Source organism: Flavonifractor hominis, assembly GCF_040095835.1.
Taxonomy (GTDB): Bacteria; Bacillota; Clostridia; order Oscillospirales; family Oscillospiraceae; genus Flavonifractor; species Flavonifractor hominis.
The window spans coordinates 55,317-71,806 of sequence record NZ_JBBMFT010000006.1; the positions used below are offsets into that span (position 1 = coordinate 55,317).

14 protein-coding genes are annotated in these 16,490 nt (G+C 57.7%); 9 read left to right on the top strand and 5 right to left on the bottom strand.

Annotation, left to right across the window (positions count from 1 at the left end; translation table 11 throughout):
- Positions 1–46 precede the first annotated feature (46 nt).
- Positions 47–988 carry a carbamate kinase gene (arcC, locus tag WMO45_RS10265; protein ID WP_349140640.1) on the top strand — a complete coding sequence of 314 codons (942 nt, stop codon included), beginning with the start codon at positions 47–49 and terminating at the stop codon, positions 986–988.
- Positions 989–1,027: 39 nt separating this feature from the next.
- On the opposite strand, the gene WMO45_RS10270 is transcribed toward arcC, so the two are convergent.
- The 3 genes from WMO45_RS10270 to WMO45_RS10280 form a co-directional block, all read right to left on the bottom strand.
- Complete coding sequence (locus WMO45_RS10270) at positions 1,028–1,543, bottom strand: helix-turn-helix domain-containing protein (RefSeq protein ID WP_349140642.1); 516 nt, start codon at positions 1,541–1,543, stop codon at positions 1,028–1,030.
- A 72-nt stretch (positions 1,544–1,615) separates the two neighbouring features.
- Complete coding sequence (locus tag WMO45_RS10275) at positions 1,616–2,779, bottom strand: aminotransferase class V-fold PLP-dependent enzyme (RefSeq protein ID WP_349140643.1); 1,164 nt, start codon at positions 2,777–2,779, stop codon at positions 1,616–1,618.
- Between the two features lie 12 nt (positions 2,780–2,791).
- Positions 2,792–3,985 carry a hypothetical protein gene (locus WMO45_RS10280; RefSeq protein WP_349140644.1) on the bottom strand — a complete coding sequence of 398 codons (1,194 nt, stop codon included), beginning with the start codon at positions 3,983–3,985 and terminating at the stop codon, positions 2,792–2,794.
- A 194-nt stretch (positions 3,986–4,179) separates the two neighbouring features.
- On the opposite strand from WMO45_RS10280, the gene WMO45_RS10285 reads away from it, so the two are divergent.
- The 7 genes from WMO45_RS10285 to WMO45_RS10315 all read left to right on the top strand — a co-directional run bounded on the left by WMO45_RS10285 (position 4,180) and on the right by WMO45_RS10315 (position 11,060).
- A complete protein-coding gene (locus WMO45_RS10285; protein ID WP_349140645.1) occupies positions 4,180–4,809 on the top strand; it encodes a UBA domain-containing protein in 630 nt (209 codons plus the stop codon).
- Positions 4,810–4,821: 12 nt separating this feature from the next.
- Positions 4,822–5,505 (top strand): response regulator transcription factor, encoded by a 684-nt coding sequence (locus WMO45_RS10290; protein ID WP_349140646.1) that lies wholly within the window; start codon positions 4,822–4,824, stop codon positions 5,503–5,505.
- A 40-nt stretch (positions 5,506–5,545) separates the two neighbouring features.
- Entirely contained in the window at positions 5,546–6,043 is a 498-nt protein-coding gene (locus WMO45_RS10295) for a hypothetical protein (RefSeq protein ID WP_349140648.1), read from the top strand.
- 39 nt (positions 6,044–6,082) lie between these two features.
- Positions 6,083–7,579 carry a sensor histidine kinase gene (locus tag WMO45_RS10300; protein WP_349140650.1) on the top strand — a complete coding sequence of 499 codons (1,497 nt, stop codon included), beginning with the start codon at positions 6,083–6,085 and terminating at the stop codon, positions 7,577–7,579.
- A 120-nt stretch (positions 7,580–7,699) separates the two neighbouring features.
- Positions 7,700–8,425: a DUF4358 domain-containing protein gene (locus tag WMO45_RS10305; protein WP_349140652.1), complete on the top strand. Its 726-nt coding sequence runs from the start codon at positions 7,700–7,702 to the stop codon at positions 8,423–8,425.
- 85 nt (positions 8,426–8,510) lie between these two features.
- Positions 8,511–9,911 carry an MBOAT family O-acyltransferase gene (locus tag WMO45_RS10310; RefSeq protein WP_349140654.1) on the top strand — a complete coding sequence of 467 codons (1,401 nt, stop codon included), beginning with the start codon at positions 8,511–8,513 and terminating at the stop codon, positions 9,909–9,911.
- A gap of 15 nt (positions 9,912–9,926) precedes the next feature.
- A complete protein-coding gene (locus tag WMO45_RS10315; protein ID WP_349140656.1) occupies positions 9,927–11,060 on the top strand; it encodes a DHHW family protein in 1,134 nt (377 codons plus the stop codon).
- Positions 11,061–11,113: 53 nt separating this feature from the next.
- Here the strand turns inward: WMO45_RS10315 and ygfK are convergent, their stop codons facing one another.
- Positions 11,114–14,110 carry a putative selenate reductase subunit YgfK gene (ygfK, locus tag WMO45_RS10320; protein WP_349140658.1) on the bottom strand — a complete coding sequence of 999 codons (2,997 nt, stop codon included), beginning with the start codon at positions 14,108–14,110 and terminating at the stop codon, positions 11,114–11,116.
- Positions 14,111–14,144: 34 nt separating this feature from the next.
- A complete protein-coding gene (gene ssnA / locus WMO45_RS10325) occupies positions 14,145–15,485 on the bottom strand; it encodes a putative aminohydrolase SsnA (RefSeq protein ID WP_349140660.1) in 1,341 nt (446 codons plus the stop codon).
- Positions 15,486–15,826: 341 nt separating this feature from the next.
- Here ssnA and WMO45_RS10330 point away from each other — a divergent pair, with 341 nt between their 5' ends.
- Positions 15,827–16,465 carry a helix-turn-helix transcriptional regulator gene (locus tag WMO45_RS10330; RefSeq protein ID WP_349140662.1) on the top strand — a complete coding sequence of 213 codons (639 nt, stop codon included), beginning with the start codon at positions 15,827–15,829 and terminating at the stop codon, positions 16,463–16,465.
- Positions 16,466–16,490: the final 25 nt, after the last annotated feature.

Sequence of the window (16,490 nt, forward strand, 5' to 3'; positions counted from 1 at the left end):
GACGGGCCAAACCATTCCTATTGTGACAAAAGGAGGTAACTTTGTCATGGGCAAGCGTATCGTCATCGCCCTGGGCGGCAATGCCCTGGGTAACAACCTGCCGGAACAGCGCATCGCCGTCACCCAGACCGCCAAGGCCATCGTAGATCTGATCGAAGAGGGGCACGAGGTCATCATTTCCCACGGCAACGGTCCCCAGGTGGGTATGATCCAGAAGGCCATGGCCGAGTTGACCCGTGCCGAGCCGGAAAAATACATACCATGTCCCTTGTCTGTCTGTGTGGCTATGAGTCAGGGCTACATCGGCTACGACCTGCAGAACGCGCTGCGGGAGGAGCTGCTGGACCGGGGCATCCAGAAGGGTGTGGCCACCGTGCTGACCCAGGTGGAGGTAGACCCTACCGATCCGGCCTTCCAGAATCCCACCAAACCCATTGGAGCCTTTATGACCAAAGAAGAGGCCGAGCGACTCAAGCTGGAGCGCGGCTACAATGTGATTGAGGACGCCGGTCGGGGTTATCGACGGGTAGTGGCCTCTCCCAGACCCAAGGCCATCGTGGAGATCCAGTCCATCCGGGACATGGTGTCCGCCGGGTTGGTGGTGGTGGCCTGCGGCGGCGGCGGCATTCCGGTCTATCCCACCGAGGGACACCAGCTGAAAGGCGCGGCCGCTGTCATCGATAAGGACTTTGCTTCCTCTGTGCTGGCGCAGCAGGTAAATGCCGATACCCTTATCATCCTCACTGCGGTGGAGAAAGTAGCGGTCAACTTTGGTAAGCCGGATCAGAAGTGGCTGGACCGGCTTACCCCGGAACAGGCGCGGGTCTATATGGGAGAGGGACACTTTGCCCCCGGCTCCATGCTGCCCAAGGTACAGGCAGCAGTAGAATTCGCCGAGAGCGGACCCGGGCGCTCCGCCCTCATTACTTTGCTGGAGAAGGCAAAGGACGGTGTGGCCGGCCGGACTGGTACCGTGATCTGTCAATAAACAAAAAAATACCGCCGGACAAACGGTCCGGCGGTATTTTTATACCCGAAACAACAGGACATAGTAGATGGGAATGCTGAGAAACAGCAGCCAGCCAGGATGCCAGTTGTCCAACAGAAATCCAGTGATCAGGTAGGCCAGTGTGACTACTACGGCATACACCGGGCTCAAATGGAAAACGACACTGAGGATCGGCAGCAGCACCATCAGAGCCAGGGTCAACACCCAGAGCAGGCCCTCTTTGTATTTCTTAAACGCCTTTTTGCGCTGCTTTCGCTCAGCTTTCTCTGCTGCCTCCCACTCTTTGGCGGCGTCAAAGACGTCCCGGGCCTCCTGGCTGGGCTCCGGGTCTGGCGTGTGGAGCAGCAGAGCGTCCAGCGAGACATGATAGAGCTGGGCCAGAGCAATCAGATTGTCGGTATCCGGTGAGGACTCCGCCCGCTCCCATTTGGAGACGGCCTGACGGCTCACGCCCAGCCGGGCCGCCAGGTCCTCCTGAGAATAGCCGTTGGCCCGGCGCAGCTCTACCAGGTGGTTTGCGATCTGAATGTTCATTGAAGTCCCTCCCGGGATAGGATAACAAAGCCGCCGCCGGTTTTCCACCCATTTTACAGTACATGGGCGCAACTATGGGTTGCGTTCCATCAGCAGCTCATATACCGCCCCCTGGGCATAGTCCAGCTCAGCAAAGGTGGTAAAGGGCCCCACGGAAAAGCGAACCGCCCCCTGGGGAAAGGAGCCCAGCGTCCGGTGGGCCAGCGGCGCGCAGTGCAGGCCGCAGCGGGTCTGCAGCCCATATTCCTGCTCCAGCCGGAAGGCCATCTCACCGTTGTCGGCGTGGAGAAAATCAATGGATACCACTCCGGTCCGACGGGCGGGATCACGGGAGCCCAGCACCCGCAGACCGTCTTCCTCCAACTCCATCATCCGGGCCCACAGATGACCGGCCAGCCGGCGCTCCCGCTCTCGCAGGGCGGGACCCTCGGATTCCAGATACCGCAGGGCGGCCCCTAGCCCAAAAATGCCGGGCAGATTCAGGGTGCCTGCCTCCAGGCGATCTGGGAGGAAAGGGGGCATTTCCAATGATTCGGATAAACTGCCCGTTCCACCGGAGACCAATGGCTCCAGTGCCTGGGCCAGCGAATTGGTAAGAGCCAGGACCCCGATGCCCTGTGGCCCCAGCAGCCCCTTGTGACCAGGAAGCGCTAACCCGTCAATCCCCATGGCGGCCATGTCGATGGGCAGCACCCCGGCGGTCTGCGCTGCATCCACCAGGAAAAAAATTCCCCGCGCCCGGCACAGAGCCCCAACTTCTGCCAACGGAAACACCGTGCCCGAGACATTGGAGGCGTGGGTGAGCACCAGTGTCCGGGTATCGGGAGTCAGGTGGTCTGCGACCTGTTCCAGACAGAGCTCGCCCGTTTCGGTGCAGGGAAGGTAATCAATCTCGACACCCTGCCGTTCCAGCTGGGTCAGTGGACGGAGTACGGCGTTGTGCTCCATGGGAGAGGTGACCACCCGGTCTCCGGGCCGCAGCAGACCCTTGAGCAGAAAATTCAGACTGTAAGTCGCTCCGGGGGTAAAGATCACGTTGCGCCCTCCGGGTGCGCCCAGCAAACGGCTGAGGCTCTCGCGCACTTCAAGAACCGTTTGAGCCGCATCGTAAGCTGGCTGATAACCACCCCGGCTGATGTTGCATCCTACCCGCTCCAAATAGTCGGCCATGGCCTGGCCCACGCCCGGTGCCTTGGGAAAGCTAGTGGCTGCGTTGTCCAGATAGACCTGCTTCATACCGGTCGCTCCTTAAAATTGAGTTTCTACCGCCAGATGGAACTGGAAATCATTTCGCCGGAGAGAAGGAAGAATACGGCTGAGGATACCAGCGCTGTCCGTACTGGCGTCCAGGAGCAGGCTGGTCTGTCCGCCACGGCTGTTCAGCCGGTTCAGCAGAGCGGAAGCCTGAGTGCTTTGACTGCGTCCATCAGGGCGAGCGTCGAGATCGGGATTCCAGCATACCCAGCCCGCCTGCTCAAGCTGGCGAAGAGTCCCGCTGGAGGCATCGGGAGCATAAAGAGTGTGGGTGCGCAGATGAGCTGCCCGTTCCAGCTGTTTCGTGCCTTCTTCCAGGGAAGAAAGCAGTTCATCCGTCTTGTTTCCCGAAACGGTCAAACCTATCATATGTCCCGAACCCAGGATTTGCCGGATCTCAGTGGCGTATTGGGAGATATCTTCTGGCTGAAAAAGAAACAGAGCTTGTATTCCGGCGCTGTCCAGTGTACTCAGCAGGGTATCCAGTCCATCTGCCGGGGTGCACAGGAAAGCGAGCATGAGATCTCCACCGGTCTCCTCCTCCGGTTCCTGACTGGACTGGGTTGGGGGGGTGGAAGCGGAAGGAGAGGCAGAGGGCGTGGGGGAAGAGGAGCTGCTGGGGTTGAGCTGGGCCAGATAATTGTAATAGCGTGAGCGCATTGCACTGCTGGCGGTGGCTGCATCCACAAATTGATTGGTGTTCATTCGCTCCTGACCGTTGGTAATGCGAATGAGAGTGCCATAGATGGTTGGGGTATAGGTATAGCTCAGTTCAAAATAACGGCATACTGCTGCCAGAGGGACAAAAGGACGGCCGTTGCGCAGTACGGCTTTCATATCCAGACTTTCTCCCGTGAGACTGTCCACGCAAGTGCCGTCATTGAGATCAAAGACCAGAGTGCCGCTCAGACTGTACAGGCTGAGCTTGTACTCACTGTCTGTCCGGCTCAATCCATAGGATACACCTAGATTGACCAAGGTGACCGAGCGGTCAAATACCAGATATGGTACATATATAATCCCATTGATCCAGGCAGGCATAGCGTCCACCGGCAGCTCCACCATTTTATCGTTTTCTGCAACCTGGTAAATTTCAATTTCATCCGCAGAGGCTGTTCCAGCCAAAACGAGTGCCAGCAGCATTGCAGATACGCATAACGCAGCCAGCAGCCGTCTACAGCGTTTCATATCTCCATCACCTCCAGGCCATTTTTCTGCATTATAACATGGTTTCCGGCTGGGGTAAAGCGTCCGCTTGCGTCCGGTGGTCCACCGTGGTATGATAATACGGAAACCTGATTTAATCCGCTTTTAAGAAAGAATCAATTCCATTTCCACTGAAAAATGGCTATACTAAAACCGATAAAAAGGGGGTGGCAGCGATGGCGATTACGCTGGAACAGGTGGAGCGTCTGCGGGAAAGAGCGGACGTCAGCTACGAACAGGCCAAAGCCGTATTGGAACAGACGGGCGGAGATCTGCTGGATGCGCTTATTCTTCTGGAACGGCAGGGGAAAATACGAGCGGGGCAGGATCGAGGGGCTTTTTTTACCACACAGCCTGGCGCACCATCAGCCACACCGCCGGAGGCCGCGGGTACAGAACGGACAGGGCCTTTGGTCAGGACTGGATTCACTTCGGAAGCAGAGGGAGAATCATCCCGCGGCGGAATAAAGAACCGTCTGCTGGAGTTGCTGGCTGGGGTGGTGGACCTGCTGCGCCACAGTACGGTGAATCAGTTTGAGGTATGGCGTGAAGGAGAGATGATGACCTCATTGCCAGTCTTGGTGTTAATCCTGTTGCTGTTGGTGGCATTCTGGATTTCACTGCCGTTGCTGGTGGTGGGATTGATGTTTGGATGTAAATACCGCTTTTCCGGACCTGATCTGGACCGCAGCCGGGTGGGAGAGGTCGTCAATGAGGTCTCCGAGGCCATGCGGGATGCGGCCGGACAAGTCCGGCAAAGCGTGCAGCGGGAGACACAGCGCTGGAGTAAGCGAAAGGGCAAGTAAGGAGCGAGATGGATGGGAGAGCGGATCCTGCTGGTGGAGGATGAAGAAAAGCTGGCTCGTATGGTGGAGCTGGAACTGAAGTATGAGGGATATGAGGTGGAGAAAGCCTTTGACGGGCGCACCGGACTGGAACGGGCACTGTCGGGGGAATTCGACCTGATCCTGCTGGACATCATGCTGCCAGCCCTGTCGGGGATGGAGGTGCTGCGTCGGCTGCGCCGGGAACAGCAGACCCCGGTCATTATGCTCACTGCGCGGGATACGGTGGTAGATAAGGTCACCGGCCTGGATATGGGAGCGGATGATTATATTACCAAGCCCTTTGCTATCGAGGAACTGCTGGCACGTATCCGAGCGGCCCTGCGTAAGCGGCCGGCTCAGGCTGCCGCACCCACCAATCGTCTGTGTGCCGGACCGCTGGTTATGGATACCGACCGGCATGAGGTGGAAGTGGATGGCCAAGGGGTGGAACTGACCCGCCGGGAGTTTGATCTGCTGCGGTACCTGCTGGAAAACAAGGAGAAGGTCATCTCCAGGGAATCTCTGCTGGACCATGTGTGGGGATTTGATTTTGTGGGAGAGACCAATGCGGTGGATGTGTACATCCGGTTTCTCCGCGCCAAGATCGACGAGCGGTTTGGCATCAAGCTGATCCACACGGTCCGGGGCGTGGGTTATGTGATCCGGGAAGAGTAGAGTCCCGGAGATAGGATGCAATGAAAAACAGGAGGCTATCATGAAGGTATCTGCAATCGTTTATACCAGCAACACGGGCTTTACCGCCTGGTACGCGGAACAGCTGGGGCAGCGCACCGGTCTGCCGGTCTATCCCCTGAAGCAGGCTGTGAGTCAGCTGGGTGCGGGCAGCCGGGTCATCTACCTGGGCTGGCTGTGCGCTGAAAAGATCCAGGGGCTGCCCAAAGCCCTGGGGCGCTTTAATGTGGCGGCGGTGTGCGCGGTGGGTATGTCCCGTACCGACATTGCCAATGTGGAGCAGATCGCACAGCAAAACAAACTCAAGGACAAACCGGTGTTCTATCTGCGGGGCGGATTCAACCGCAAGAAGCTGGACCTGGTCCATCGCTTGATGATCCGTATTGCCTCCCAAGGGATCAAGCGCTCTCCGGCGGGTACCCCGGCGGCCGAGTTGATGCAGGCATTCCGTAAGGGCAGCGACTGGACCAACGCGGAGAGCCTGACGCCGGTGCAGCAGTGGCTGGAGCAGGACGGATAACGCACCGCAGATCCGCATCCGTACAAGGAGGGAGCTGACATGGCCCGCAGTACAAACAAGAAAAACCCCAGCCGTATTCAGTCCTCCATCGTGGCCCGGCTCAACACCCGGCTGTTTTTTCGCCTGTTGGGGATCTATTTCACCATGGATGTGCTGCTCATCCTGCTGTTCTGCGGTGGATTGTTTATCTGGTCGGAACAGCAGGCGGCCCAGATCAGCCAGTTGGTAGAGGAGCGGGGAGTACCCAGCGCCGAGGCCACGGAGTGGATGCAGGCCGGCGATTACATTGTCTCTGCTGGAGAAGAGGTGCCTCAGGGCATTCATTTGCCCAACTGGCTGCCTTCTCCTGAGGCTACCCAGGATGGGGAGCGCTATTTTGAGCCAGGTACGGTGGAACTGTTTTCCCTGCTCAGCTTCAGCAGCGGAGGGGCCACGACCTATTCCCTGTGCATGGAACATGGCGGTACTCCGTATGTGATTCAGCTGGATCTGTCCCAACCTGCGGCTATTTTCGTTTTTGCAGCCCGGGTGCTGGTGTTGTGTCAGCTGGCCAGCTTGGTGACCAACCTGTTTAAAAATGCCGGGTCGATTAAAAAAGTGCTTCGGCCCATTCAGGAGCTGGCTGCCACGGCCTCCCGACTTAACCAGGTGGACCGGATGTCACCTGAGGAGCTGCGGACTTTGGCAGGCAAGCTGGATGAGATCAATGCTACGCATCTGGATCAGCGCATCTCGGTGACCGGTACGCAGAAAGAACTCAAGACCCTGGCGCAGGCAATCAATGCCATGCTGGATCGTATCAACGAGGCCTATCGCTCCCAGATGCGCTTTGTCTCCGATGCCAGTCATGAGCTGCGCACCCCCATTGCGGTCATTCAGGGGTATGCCAACCTGCTTAACCGCTGGGGAAAGGACGATCCCGCCACCCGGCAGGAGGCGATTGACGCCATTCGCCAGGAGGCTGACTCCATGAAAGAACTGGTGGAACAGCTGCTGTTCCTGGCCCGGGGCGATAATGATTCCATGCACATTGAAATGGAGGCATTTGATCTGACGGAGGTCGCCGCAGAGGTGCTCAAAGAGACCGAAATGATCGATCAGAGCCACTCCTTTTCTGCATGCTGGGAGGAGCCGGTGCCGGTATGGGCTGATATGGGCTTGGCCAAGCAGGCTTTGCGCATTTTGGTAGATAATTCTATTAAATATACTCCCGTCGGCGGACATATCACCCTGTCGGCAAGAGTGAGAGACGGTATGGCCCGAGTCTCCGTGCAGGATGAGGGACAGGGAATCGACGCCGACAGCTTGCCCCATATTTTCGACCGTTTTTACCGTACCGATGAATCCCGCGCCCGACAGACCGGTGGCACGGGGCTTGGACTGGCCATTGCCAAATGGATCGTGGACCGTCACGGTGGCTGGTTTGAGGTGCGCTCCTGGCCGGGGATAGGTACCCGAATGACCATGGTGTTTCCGCTGGCCGCCATGTCTGCTTCTGTCGGCGAGATGGAGCCGGACGGACAGCAGTCGGCCTGAGATATACAGGACCGCCGCACAGAATGCGGCGGTCTTTTTTATCACAGGGCGGAACTTTTTTGGCAAGCATGTCGTCCAAGGATACGCAAACCACAAAACATCCGAAAAGGAGCATGACTGATGAAAAAACGTATATTCGCCCTGACCCTGGCCGGGGCGCTTGTCTTTGGCCTGCTGGCCGGCTGCGGCAAGACAGAGCCCGCGCCTGAGACCACGCCTCCTGCTGTAGAGAGCCCGGCGGAAAGCCCGGAGCTTCCCGAGGATTCCGCCCTGCCCCAAGAGAGTCCGGAAGCCATCCCTGAAACTACCCAGCCCGTGGAAGAAGAGACTCCGGAGAGCACGGCGTCGACTGCGCCCTCTGCTAAACCCAGTACCGCACCTACCACCCAGCCTACGGCCAAGCCTACTCAGGCTCCCGCTAAGCCCACCCAGACCCCCGCAGCTACCCCCACCCCCGCGCCGGAGAGCGATCCGGTCCAGGAGACATGGGATGAGATCGCTCAGCTGGATCTCCCCTCCCTGACCGATCTGGATGACAGCACTCTGAACGCTTTGTATGGGATTGATCCGGCCGACCTGGACAGTTACATCTGCAAGATTCCGGTGATCAGCGTTCAGGCTACCGAATTTTTCATCGCCAAAGTCAAGGATGGAAAAATGGATACGGTGAAGGCCTGTGTGGAGAAGCGTCAGGCGGATCTGGAAGCTCAGTGGTCTCAGTACCTGCCGGAACAGTTGGAACTGGTGCAGAATTACAAACTGGTTACCAACGGCAATTATATCCTCTTTGTTATCAGTGACCATGCCGATGAGGCGGTCAACGCATTTAATAGCTATACAAAATAACGAATTGCGGGTATAATAGGAGCGCCCAGCAGGGCTGCCTGCTGGGCGTTCTTTGGCGCTACAACACAGAAGAGAAGGTGGTCCATTGGTCTTTTCCAGTCTGTATTTTCTGTTTTTATATCTCCCCATTGTATTATTATTATACTATATTACACCATTGAAATGGCGCAACCTGTTGCTGCTGGTTGCCAACCTGATTTTTTATGCCTGGGGAGAGCCGGTCTATATCCTTATCATGTTCGTATCCATCGCCATCGATTATACCCATGGCATGCTGGTGGAACACAACAAGCGCAGAGGCAATGACCGGGGGGCGCGGCTGGCGGTAGCCTCGTCAGTTATTTTTAATCTGGCATTGTTGTTTTTCTTTAAATACTGGGACTTTATTGCCGGTTCGCTGGATGCCATTGGGCTCACCTTTATGCCCAAGCTGGGGTTGAGCCTGCCCATCGGTATCTCGTTCTATACCTTCCAGACCATGAGCTATACCATTGATGTCTACCGGGGGGACGCCAAGGTCCAGCGGAATATCATTAATTTCGGGACCTTTGTTACGCTCTTCCCGCAGCTCATCGCTGGTCCTATCATTAAATATAAGGATCTGGGAGACCAAATTGACTACCGCACGCACTCTCCGGAGCAGTTTGCATCGGGTGTGCAGATCTTCGTGGTAGGTCTGGCTAAAAAGGTGCTGCTGGCCAACAACATCGGCAAGCTGTGGGATACCATCCTTGCCCTGCCGACCGGGGAACTTACCACCGCCGGGGCGTGGCTGGGCGTGGTGGCGTTTGCCTTCCAGCTTTACTTTGACTTTTCCGGTTATTCGGATATGGCGGTTGGCCTGGGGCGGATGTTGGGGTTTGAGTTTATGCGCAACTTCAACTATCCCTATATATCCAAGTCCATTACCGAGTTTTGGCGGCGGTGGCACATCTCTCTGGGCACCTGGTTCCGGGAGTACCTCTATATCCCTCTTGGAGGCAACCGGGTGAGCAAGCCCCGGCTGTTTTTCAACCTGCTGGTTGTGTGGGCGGCCACCGGAATTTGGCACGGGGCCAGCTGGAACTTTTTGATCTGGGGCCTGTACTTTGCCGCCCTGCTCATTCTGGAAAAGGCCTTTTTGGGCCGAGTGCTCCAAAAGCTCCCGGCCGTTTTCCAGCACCTGTATACCCTGGTGCTGGTACTGGTGAGCTGGGCCATCTTTGCTGTGGAGGATTTCGGCCACATGGGGGCCTACCTGAGTGCCATGTTTGGCTTTGGCAGCGGGCTGAGCAATGCCCAGGTAAGGTACTACTTCGCCTCCTACCTGCCCACGTTGCTCATCTGCGCCGTGGCCGCCACTCCGCTGGCCGCCGGTGTTTGGAAAAAGCTGCCCCGGCGGGTCATGCAGCTGGTGCTGCCTGTGCTGCTGCTGGCCGGACTGGTGTTCTCCACGGCCTACCTGGTGGACGCCACCTACAATCCCTTCCTCTATTTCCGCTTTTAAAGGAGGTATTGCACCATGTCGAAAAAATATTGTATCTTCCTCACGGCGCTGTTCTGTGCCTTCCTGGGGGTATTCCTGGTGGCCAACGCGGTGTCGCCTGACCGGGAATTCTCCCAGATGGAGAACCGTACTCTGGAGCAGCTTCCCACTCCCTCGGTGGAGAGCCTGCTCAGCGGGGAGTTCATGAAGGACTTTGAGACCTATACCACCGACCAGTTTGTGGGCCGGGACGGCTGGATCGGCCTGAAGGCCGCCACCGAGCGGACTCTGGGCAAGCAGGAGAACAACGGTGTTTATTTCTGCGATCAGGACACCCTGATTACCCGCTTTGACCAGCCGGATGCCCAAAAAGTACAGACGAATTTAACCTATGTGAATAACTTTGTGGAAAATGTGGATATCCCGGTGGTCTTTTCGCTGATTCCCACCCAGGCCTGCATCTGGGCAGACCGTCTGCCGGCAGGAGCACCCAACGCCAGCCAGACCGACATCCTGGACCAGGCCAAGGCGGCCACAGGGGCGACGTGGGCCGACCTTTACACGCCGCTGTGGGCGCACAAGGATGAGGATATCTTCTACCGCACCGACCACCACTGGACCAGCCTGGGAGCATATTACGGCTATACCGGTCTGGCCCAGGCCCTGGGCTTTACTCCGGTGAGCCTGGACAGCTATACTGAGACGGTGCGCTCCACGGAGTTTTACGGCACGGTATTCTCCTCCTCCGGCGTGCGCTGGGTAAAGCCGGACACCATCTCCACCTATGTGCCCGACACCGGCATCACCGTCACCGAGCATACCTATGACAACAAGGGTAACCCGGTGGAGAAGCCACGGGCGCTCTATGACACCTCTTACCTCTCGGTAAAGGACAAATACTCCATGTTCCTGGGCGGCAATCAGTCCCTGGGTGTGGTGACCACCCCCAATACGGATCAGCCCAAGCTGCTGATCATCCGGGATTCCTACACCGATTCTCTGGTGCCTTTCCTGACCGCCCATTACTCGGAGATCCATCTGATCGACCTGCGCTACTACAAGCTGTCCATTCAGGACTACATCAAGGCCAACGACATTGATCAGGCCCTGGTTCTCTATAGCGTGCCCAACTTTGTCACCGACAGCAACCTGCTGTGGATCACAAAATAACATCGGACGATAAAAGGCCCGGAGCCATGCGGCTCCGGGCCTTTTATGCTGTTTTACCCCAGCAGATAGGGATAATGATCGTATACCGCGCAGATCAGCCGGCGCAGAGGATCGTACAGACCACAGGCCGGGTCGGACACATCATAGTCCTTTACAGTACCGTCCAGCCGCACCCGGGTGTTGGTGCCGTCCAGTTTCAGGAAGCCCTGGTTCTCGCTGTTGTTGAAGTCTTCCTCGCTCCAGAACAGGGTGAACTTATCCTTATAGGGACGGGAAGCATAGGGGCAGAACGTGCCGCAGTTGCCGCACTCGTTGCACATGCCGTCCACGTGGATGATCTGACGCTGACGCATGCCGGGCACTGCCACGGCCACATTGGCCCGGTTGGGACAGACCTCGGTGCAGGTCTCACACACAGTGGCGCAGCCCAGGCAGCGGATGTCCTCACAGCTCTTGCAGTCGGTGCACACGTCGCCCCGCTTGGAGAGGGGCTTTTGATAGTCGGGATTCACGTTTTTGTCCACGTAGGTGTCCACGTCAAAGTCCTGGATGGCCCGGGCGGCGCGGGTCGCGTCGGCAATGGCCTCCACCACGGTGCCGGGACCCTTCATACCGTCGCCGATGACGAACACATTTTTCACGGAGGACTCCAGAGTGTCACGGTTTACCACGGCCTTGCCCCGCTTATCGACTTCCAGACCGTTGGCGGTGTACAGAGCGGTATCCACCTTCTCGCCTACGGCGGTGATGACGGTATCGGCCGGGACAGTAGCCGTCCGACCGGTGTCCACCGGGGAGCGGCGGCCAGAGGCGTCGGGAGCGCCCAGCTCCATCACGTGGCAGGTGAGCACGCCGTCCTTTACGCCCACGGGAGCCAGCAGCTCCTGGAACTCCACGCCGTCGGCCAGGGCCAGCTCCAGCTCCTCCTGGTCAGCGGGCATGTACCGCTTGGTGCGGCGGTACACCAGGGATACGGTCTCCACACCGGGGATGCGCTTGGCGGCCCGGGCGGCATCCATGGCAGTGTTGCCGCCGCCGATGACCACCACGTGCTTGCCCAGGTTCAGATGGCCGGGGTCCTTCTTGGCGGTCTCCAGGAATTCGATGACGTTCATCTCCTGACCGTACTCCAGACCGGCGCTGCCCTTGGACCAGGCGCCGGTGGCCAGGATCACGTGGGTATAACCCTGCTGGAAAAGCGCCTGCACGTCCTTAACCTCATGGTTCAGCTCCACCTTCACACCCATGGCGTTCATGAGTTTGACGTCGTTGTCGATGGCCTCGTCGCTGATGCGGAAGGCGGGGATGACATGGCGGACGATGCCGCCCAGGGAATCCTTCCGCTCAAAGATGGTCACATCCACCCCGGAACGGCCCAGGAAGTAAGCGGCCGACATACCGGCCGGGCCGCCGCCGATAATGGCTACCTTTTTGTCCGCCACGGGGGCGCCGGGGTGCAGCTTGGGCAGCAGAGCGTCGAATCCGCCCTCGGCAGCCTTCAACTTCTGAGTGCGGATGTACACGCTCTCATCATAGGCGTTGCGCATGCACTTATCCTGGCAGCGGTGGGAGCAGATGGTGCCAGTGATAAAGGGCAGGGCATTGCGGCGGGTGATGATCTCCAGGGCTTCCTCGTACTTGCCGGCATTCACCCGCATCAGATAGGCGGGAATATCCTGCTCAATGGGGCAGCCTCCGCGGCAGGGAGCAGAGAAACAGTCGATAAGAGGGACCTTCTGATCCGACTTGCGGTTGGGGATGGGCTTCATGGGCTTGTGGTAGTAGGGATCGGTAACCGCGGCCTCCGCCAGCGCAGCGGCCCGGGCTGCGTCTACGCCCTCCCAGGGCGTGTAGGGCAGGTCCATCAGTTCCCGTCCGATCTGGCTCAGACGCTGATAGCCGCCGGGCTTGAGCATGGTGGTGGCCATGGTGACGGGCCAGATGCCAGCCTCCACCAGAGCGCGGATGGAGTGAATGTCCGCGCCGCCGGAGTAGGAGATGCGCAGCTTGCCCTTGAACTCTTTGGCCAGCTTGGCGGCCAGAGCCAGGGACAGGGGGTAGAGGGACCGGCCGGACATGTACATCTCCTCGCTGGGCAGCTCACCAGCCTTCACATCCACGGGGAAGGTGTTGGTTAGCTTCACGCCGAACTCCAGCTCCCGCTCGCCGGTGAGTTTCATCAGCCGGTGGAACATGGGCACTGCGTCGGCCCACTGCAGGTCTTCATTGAAATGGTGGTCGTCAAAGGCGATGTAGTCAAAGCCCAGCTTGTCCAGGGTGGAACGGGCGAACGCATAGCCCAGCAGAGTGGGGTTGCACTTGATGTAGGTGTTCAATCCTTTTTCGGTAATGAGATAGGTGGCAATACGCTCGATCTCATCCGGGGGACAGCCGTGGAGGGTGGACTCGGTGATCGAACGGGAGACGTGGGGGGAGATGGAGCGTACATAGGCCTCATCCACCTTTTGGAACCGGTCCAGGTGGCTCAGGGTCCACTCCATGCACGCCTGCCACACCGCGCTGCCCGAGGCGTCCTTCATCCCCTCAATGTAGGCGTCTACCTTGGGGCTCTGGATGCCGGCCAGGTCATAGCCCACGCTCATGTTGAATACAAAGCCGTCCGGATCGCCCAGCTCCAGCTCCTTTGCCAGCAGCTTGCAGGCAAACCAGGCCTTCACATACTCATCAAAAGCCTGGGGCACATACAGCTCGGTGGACCACTCGCAGTTGTAGCACTCATCCTCTGCGGTAATACAGGGTTTGGCCACACAGCGGCTCAGTTCTTCGCCGTCCATGACCTGGACGGTCTTGACCTCAAAGAAGCGGCTGCCGCCAACATAGGCGGCCACCAGATTTTGAGCCAGCTGGGTGTGAGGACCGGCGGCGGGTCCGTAGGGGGCTTCGATCTTCTCATCAAAAATGGACAGAGCCTCTCCGCTGCTGTGGCGCACCAGCTTGGATACGCCGAAAACCGAGCCCTGGGTCTGATATTCCGTGAGGATCCAGTCCATCAGGTGGCCAAACGGGATGGGACGCATAATATCGCTCATGATTGCAAACCTCCAGTTTCAAAGGGTGGGATGGTCAATAGGTGCAGTGGTTCAGCTCGCCCCACAGTTTTTTGCTCTGCTCCATACACCTGGCGTTGATCTTGTCCTCATCAATGTCCACGAACTCCCGGTCCTTGTAGAGTACCCTGCCGTTGATGATGGTGGTGCGGCAGTTGCGGCCCATCATGCCGAAGAGCATATGTCCGTCGATGTTGGCCTCGGAGAAGGGAGTAAAGGGATTGTAGTCCATGACGATCACATCGGCAGCGGCACCGGGCTTCAGCACGCCCAGGGGCTTTTTGAAGTAGCGGGCGCAGATGGCCGGGTTGTTCCGGAACAACATGCCGGTGGCTTCACACCAGCCTACGTTGGGCAGACAGGCATTGTGGCGCTGCATGGGCAGCAGTACCTTCAGGCTCTCCAGCATATCGTGGGTGTAGGCGTCGGTACCCAGACCGATGAGGATACCCTTGCCGTACATCTGCAGCACCGGGGAGCAGCCCACGGCATTGCCCATGTTGGACTCCGGGTTGTGACAGACCATGGTGCCCGTCTCCTTGATGATGTCCAGTTCGGCGGGGGAGACGTGGATGCAGTGGCCCAACATGGTCTTTTCCCCCAGAATGCCGTTATAGAGCAGCCGGTTGATGGGGCGGCAGCCGTAGTTGCGCAGAGAGTCGTACACATCGTTCATACCCTCGGCCACGTGGATGTGGAAACCGGTCATACCGTCGTTGGCCTTTACCATCTCCTCAAAGGTCTTGTCCGAAATAGTAAACAGGGCGTGGCCGCCGAACATTGCCTTTATCATGTCGTCGTCCTGTTCTTTGACCCATTTAGCAAAGTCGGCGTTCTCCTGGATGGACTGGCGGCACTTCTCCTCGCCGTCCCGCTCGCTGACCTCATAGCACAGATTGGCCCGGATACCCAGCTCCTGACACACGTCCTTAATGGCAAACAGAGAGCCGGGGATCTCACAGAAGGAGGCGTGATGGTCAAAGATGGTGGTCACGCCGTCCCGGATGCAGTCCAGCACCGTGGCATAGGCACAGGCTCTGGTACCGTCCAGGGTCAGGTGCCGGTCAATGTTCCACCAGGTTCCTTCCAGTACCTCAAGGAAATTGGTGGGATTGTTGCCGGCAATGGACAGCCCGCGGGCCAGACCGGAATAGATATGGGTGTGTACATTGATGAGTCCGGGCATGATGACACCGCCCTTGGCGTCCACGAATTCCGCATCGGGATATCTGGCCTTGAGTTCAGAAAGAGTACCTACTTCCCGGACAGATTCTCCGTCCAGAACAACGGCACCGTCCTCCAGATAGGGCAGGGCCTCATCCCGCGTGATCAGCTTTCCGTTTCCCACCAGAAGCATAGTTGATTCCTCCTTTAGTTATGGCCCAGTCACAAAAAAAGCGTCCATTCCTCTGGAATGGACGCACCACCGGCGGCCCAAGCACGGAAACGCCAGGTGAATTCAGGTCCATTCAGCCCGTGCGCAAGGCACTCCGTTGCAGCCGCGATTTTGATTGTACTTTGTGAAACCTACACAGATACCAGCTCTGTTTGACTTGATAATACCACATAATGTACGGAGATGCAAGAGAGGGATTTTGAAAAACTAAAAATTTTTCAGGGCATATAATTTTGTTGAATTTATTTCGGGCTGTGGTACAATAAAAAAGAAAAATAAACCATCGCAAAGGAGGCGCAGATATGCTGGAGGCATCTTCTCTGCAACTGTTGTTCCAGCTGGCAAAAGGAATTGCCGGTCAATTCGGGCCAAACTGTGAGGTGGTGGTACACGATCTGGCATCCAATGTACCGGAAAGCTCTATCGTAGCCATTGAAAACGGCCACGTGACCGGTCGTAAAGTGGGGGACGGACCATCCCATGTGGTGCTGGAGGCTCTGGGGGGCGAGCAGGAAAAGCTGCAGGACCACCTGTGTTACCTGACCCGGACCAAGGATGGCAAGATTCTTAAGTCCACCACCATTTATATCCGGGATGACGATGGAAAGGCTATCGGAATCTTCGGCATTAACTATGACATTACCCTCATGCTGGCCATGGAGGAGATGATCAAGCAGTTTACTGCCACCGAGAAGGAGGAGCGGGAGCCGGAGCCCATTTCCCGCAACGTGTCCGACCTGCTGGATGAGCTCATCGACCAGAGCGTGAAGCTGGTAGGTAAGCCGGTGGCCCTGATGAACAAGGAGGATAAGGTGAAGGCAGTCCGTTTTCTCAATGAGACGGGGGCCTTCCTTATTACCAAAAGCGGCGATAAGGTGTGCAAGTTTTTCGGTATCTCCAAGTACACACTTTACAGCTATATTGACGAAGCGAAGGAATAAGGTGCAAAAAAGCCCGGCCATTTGG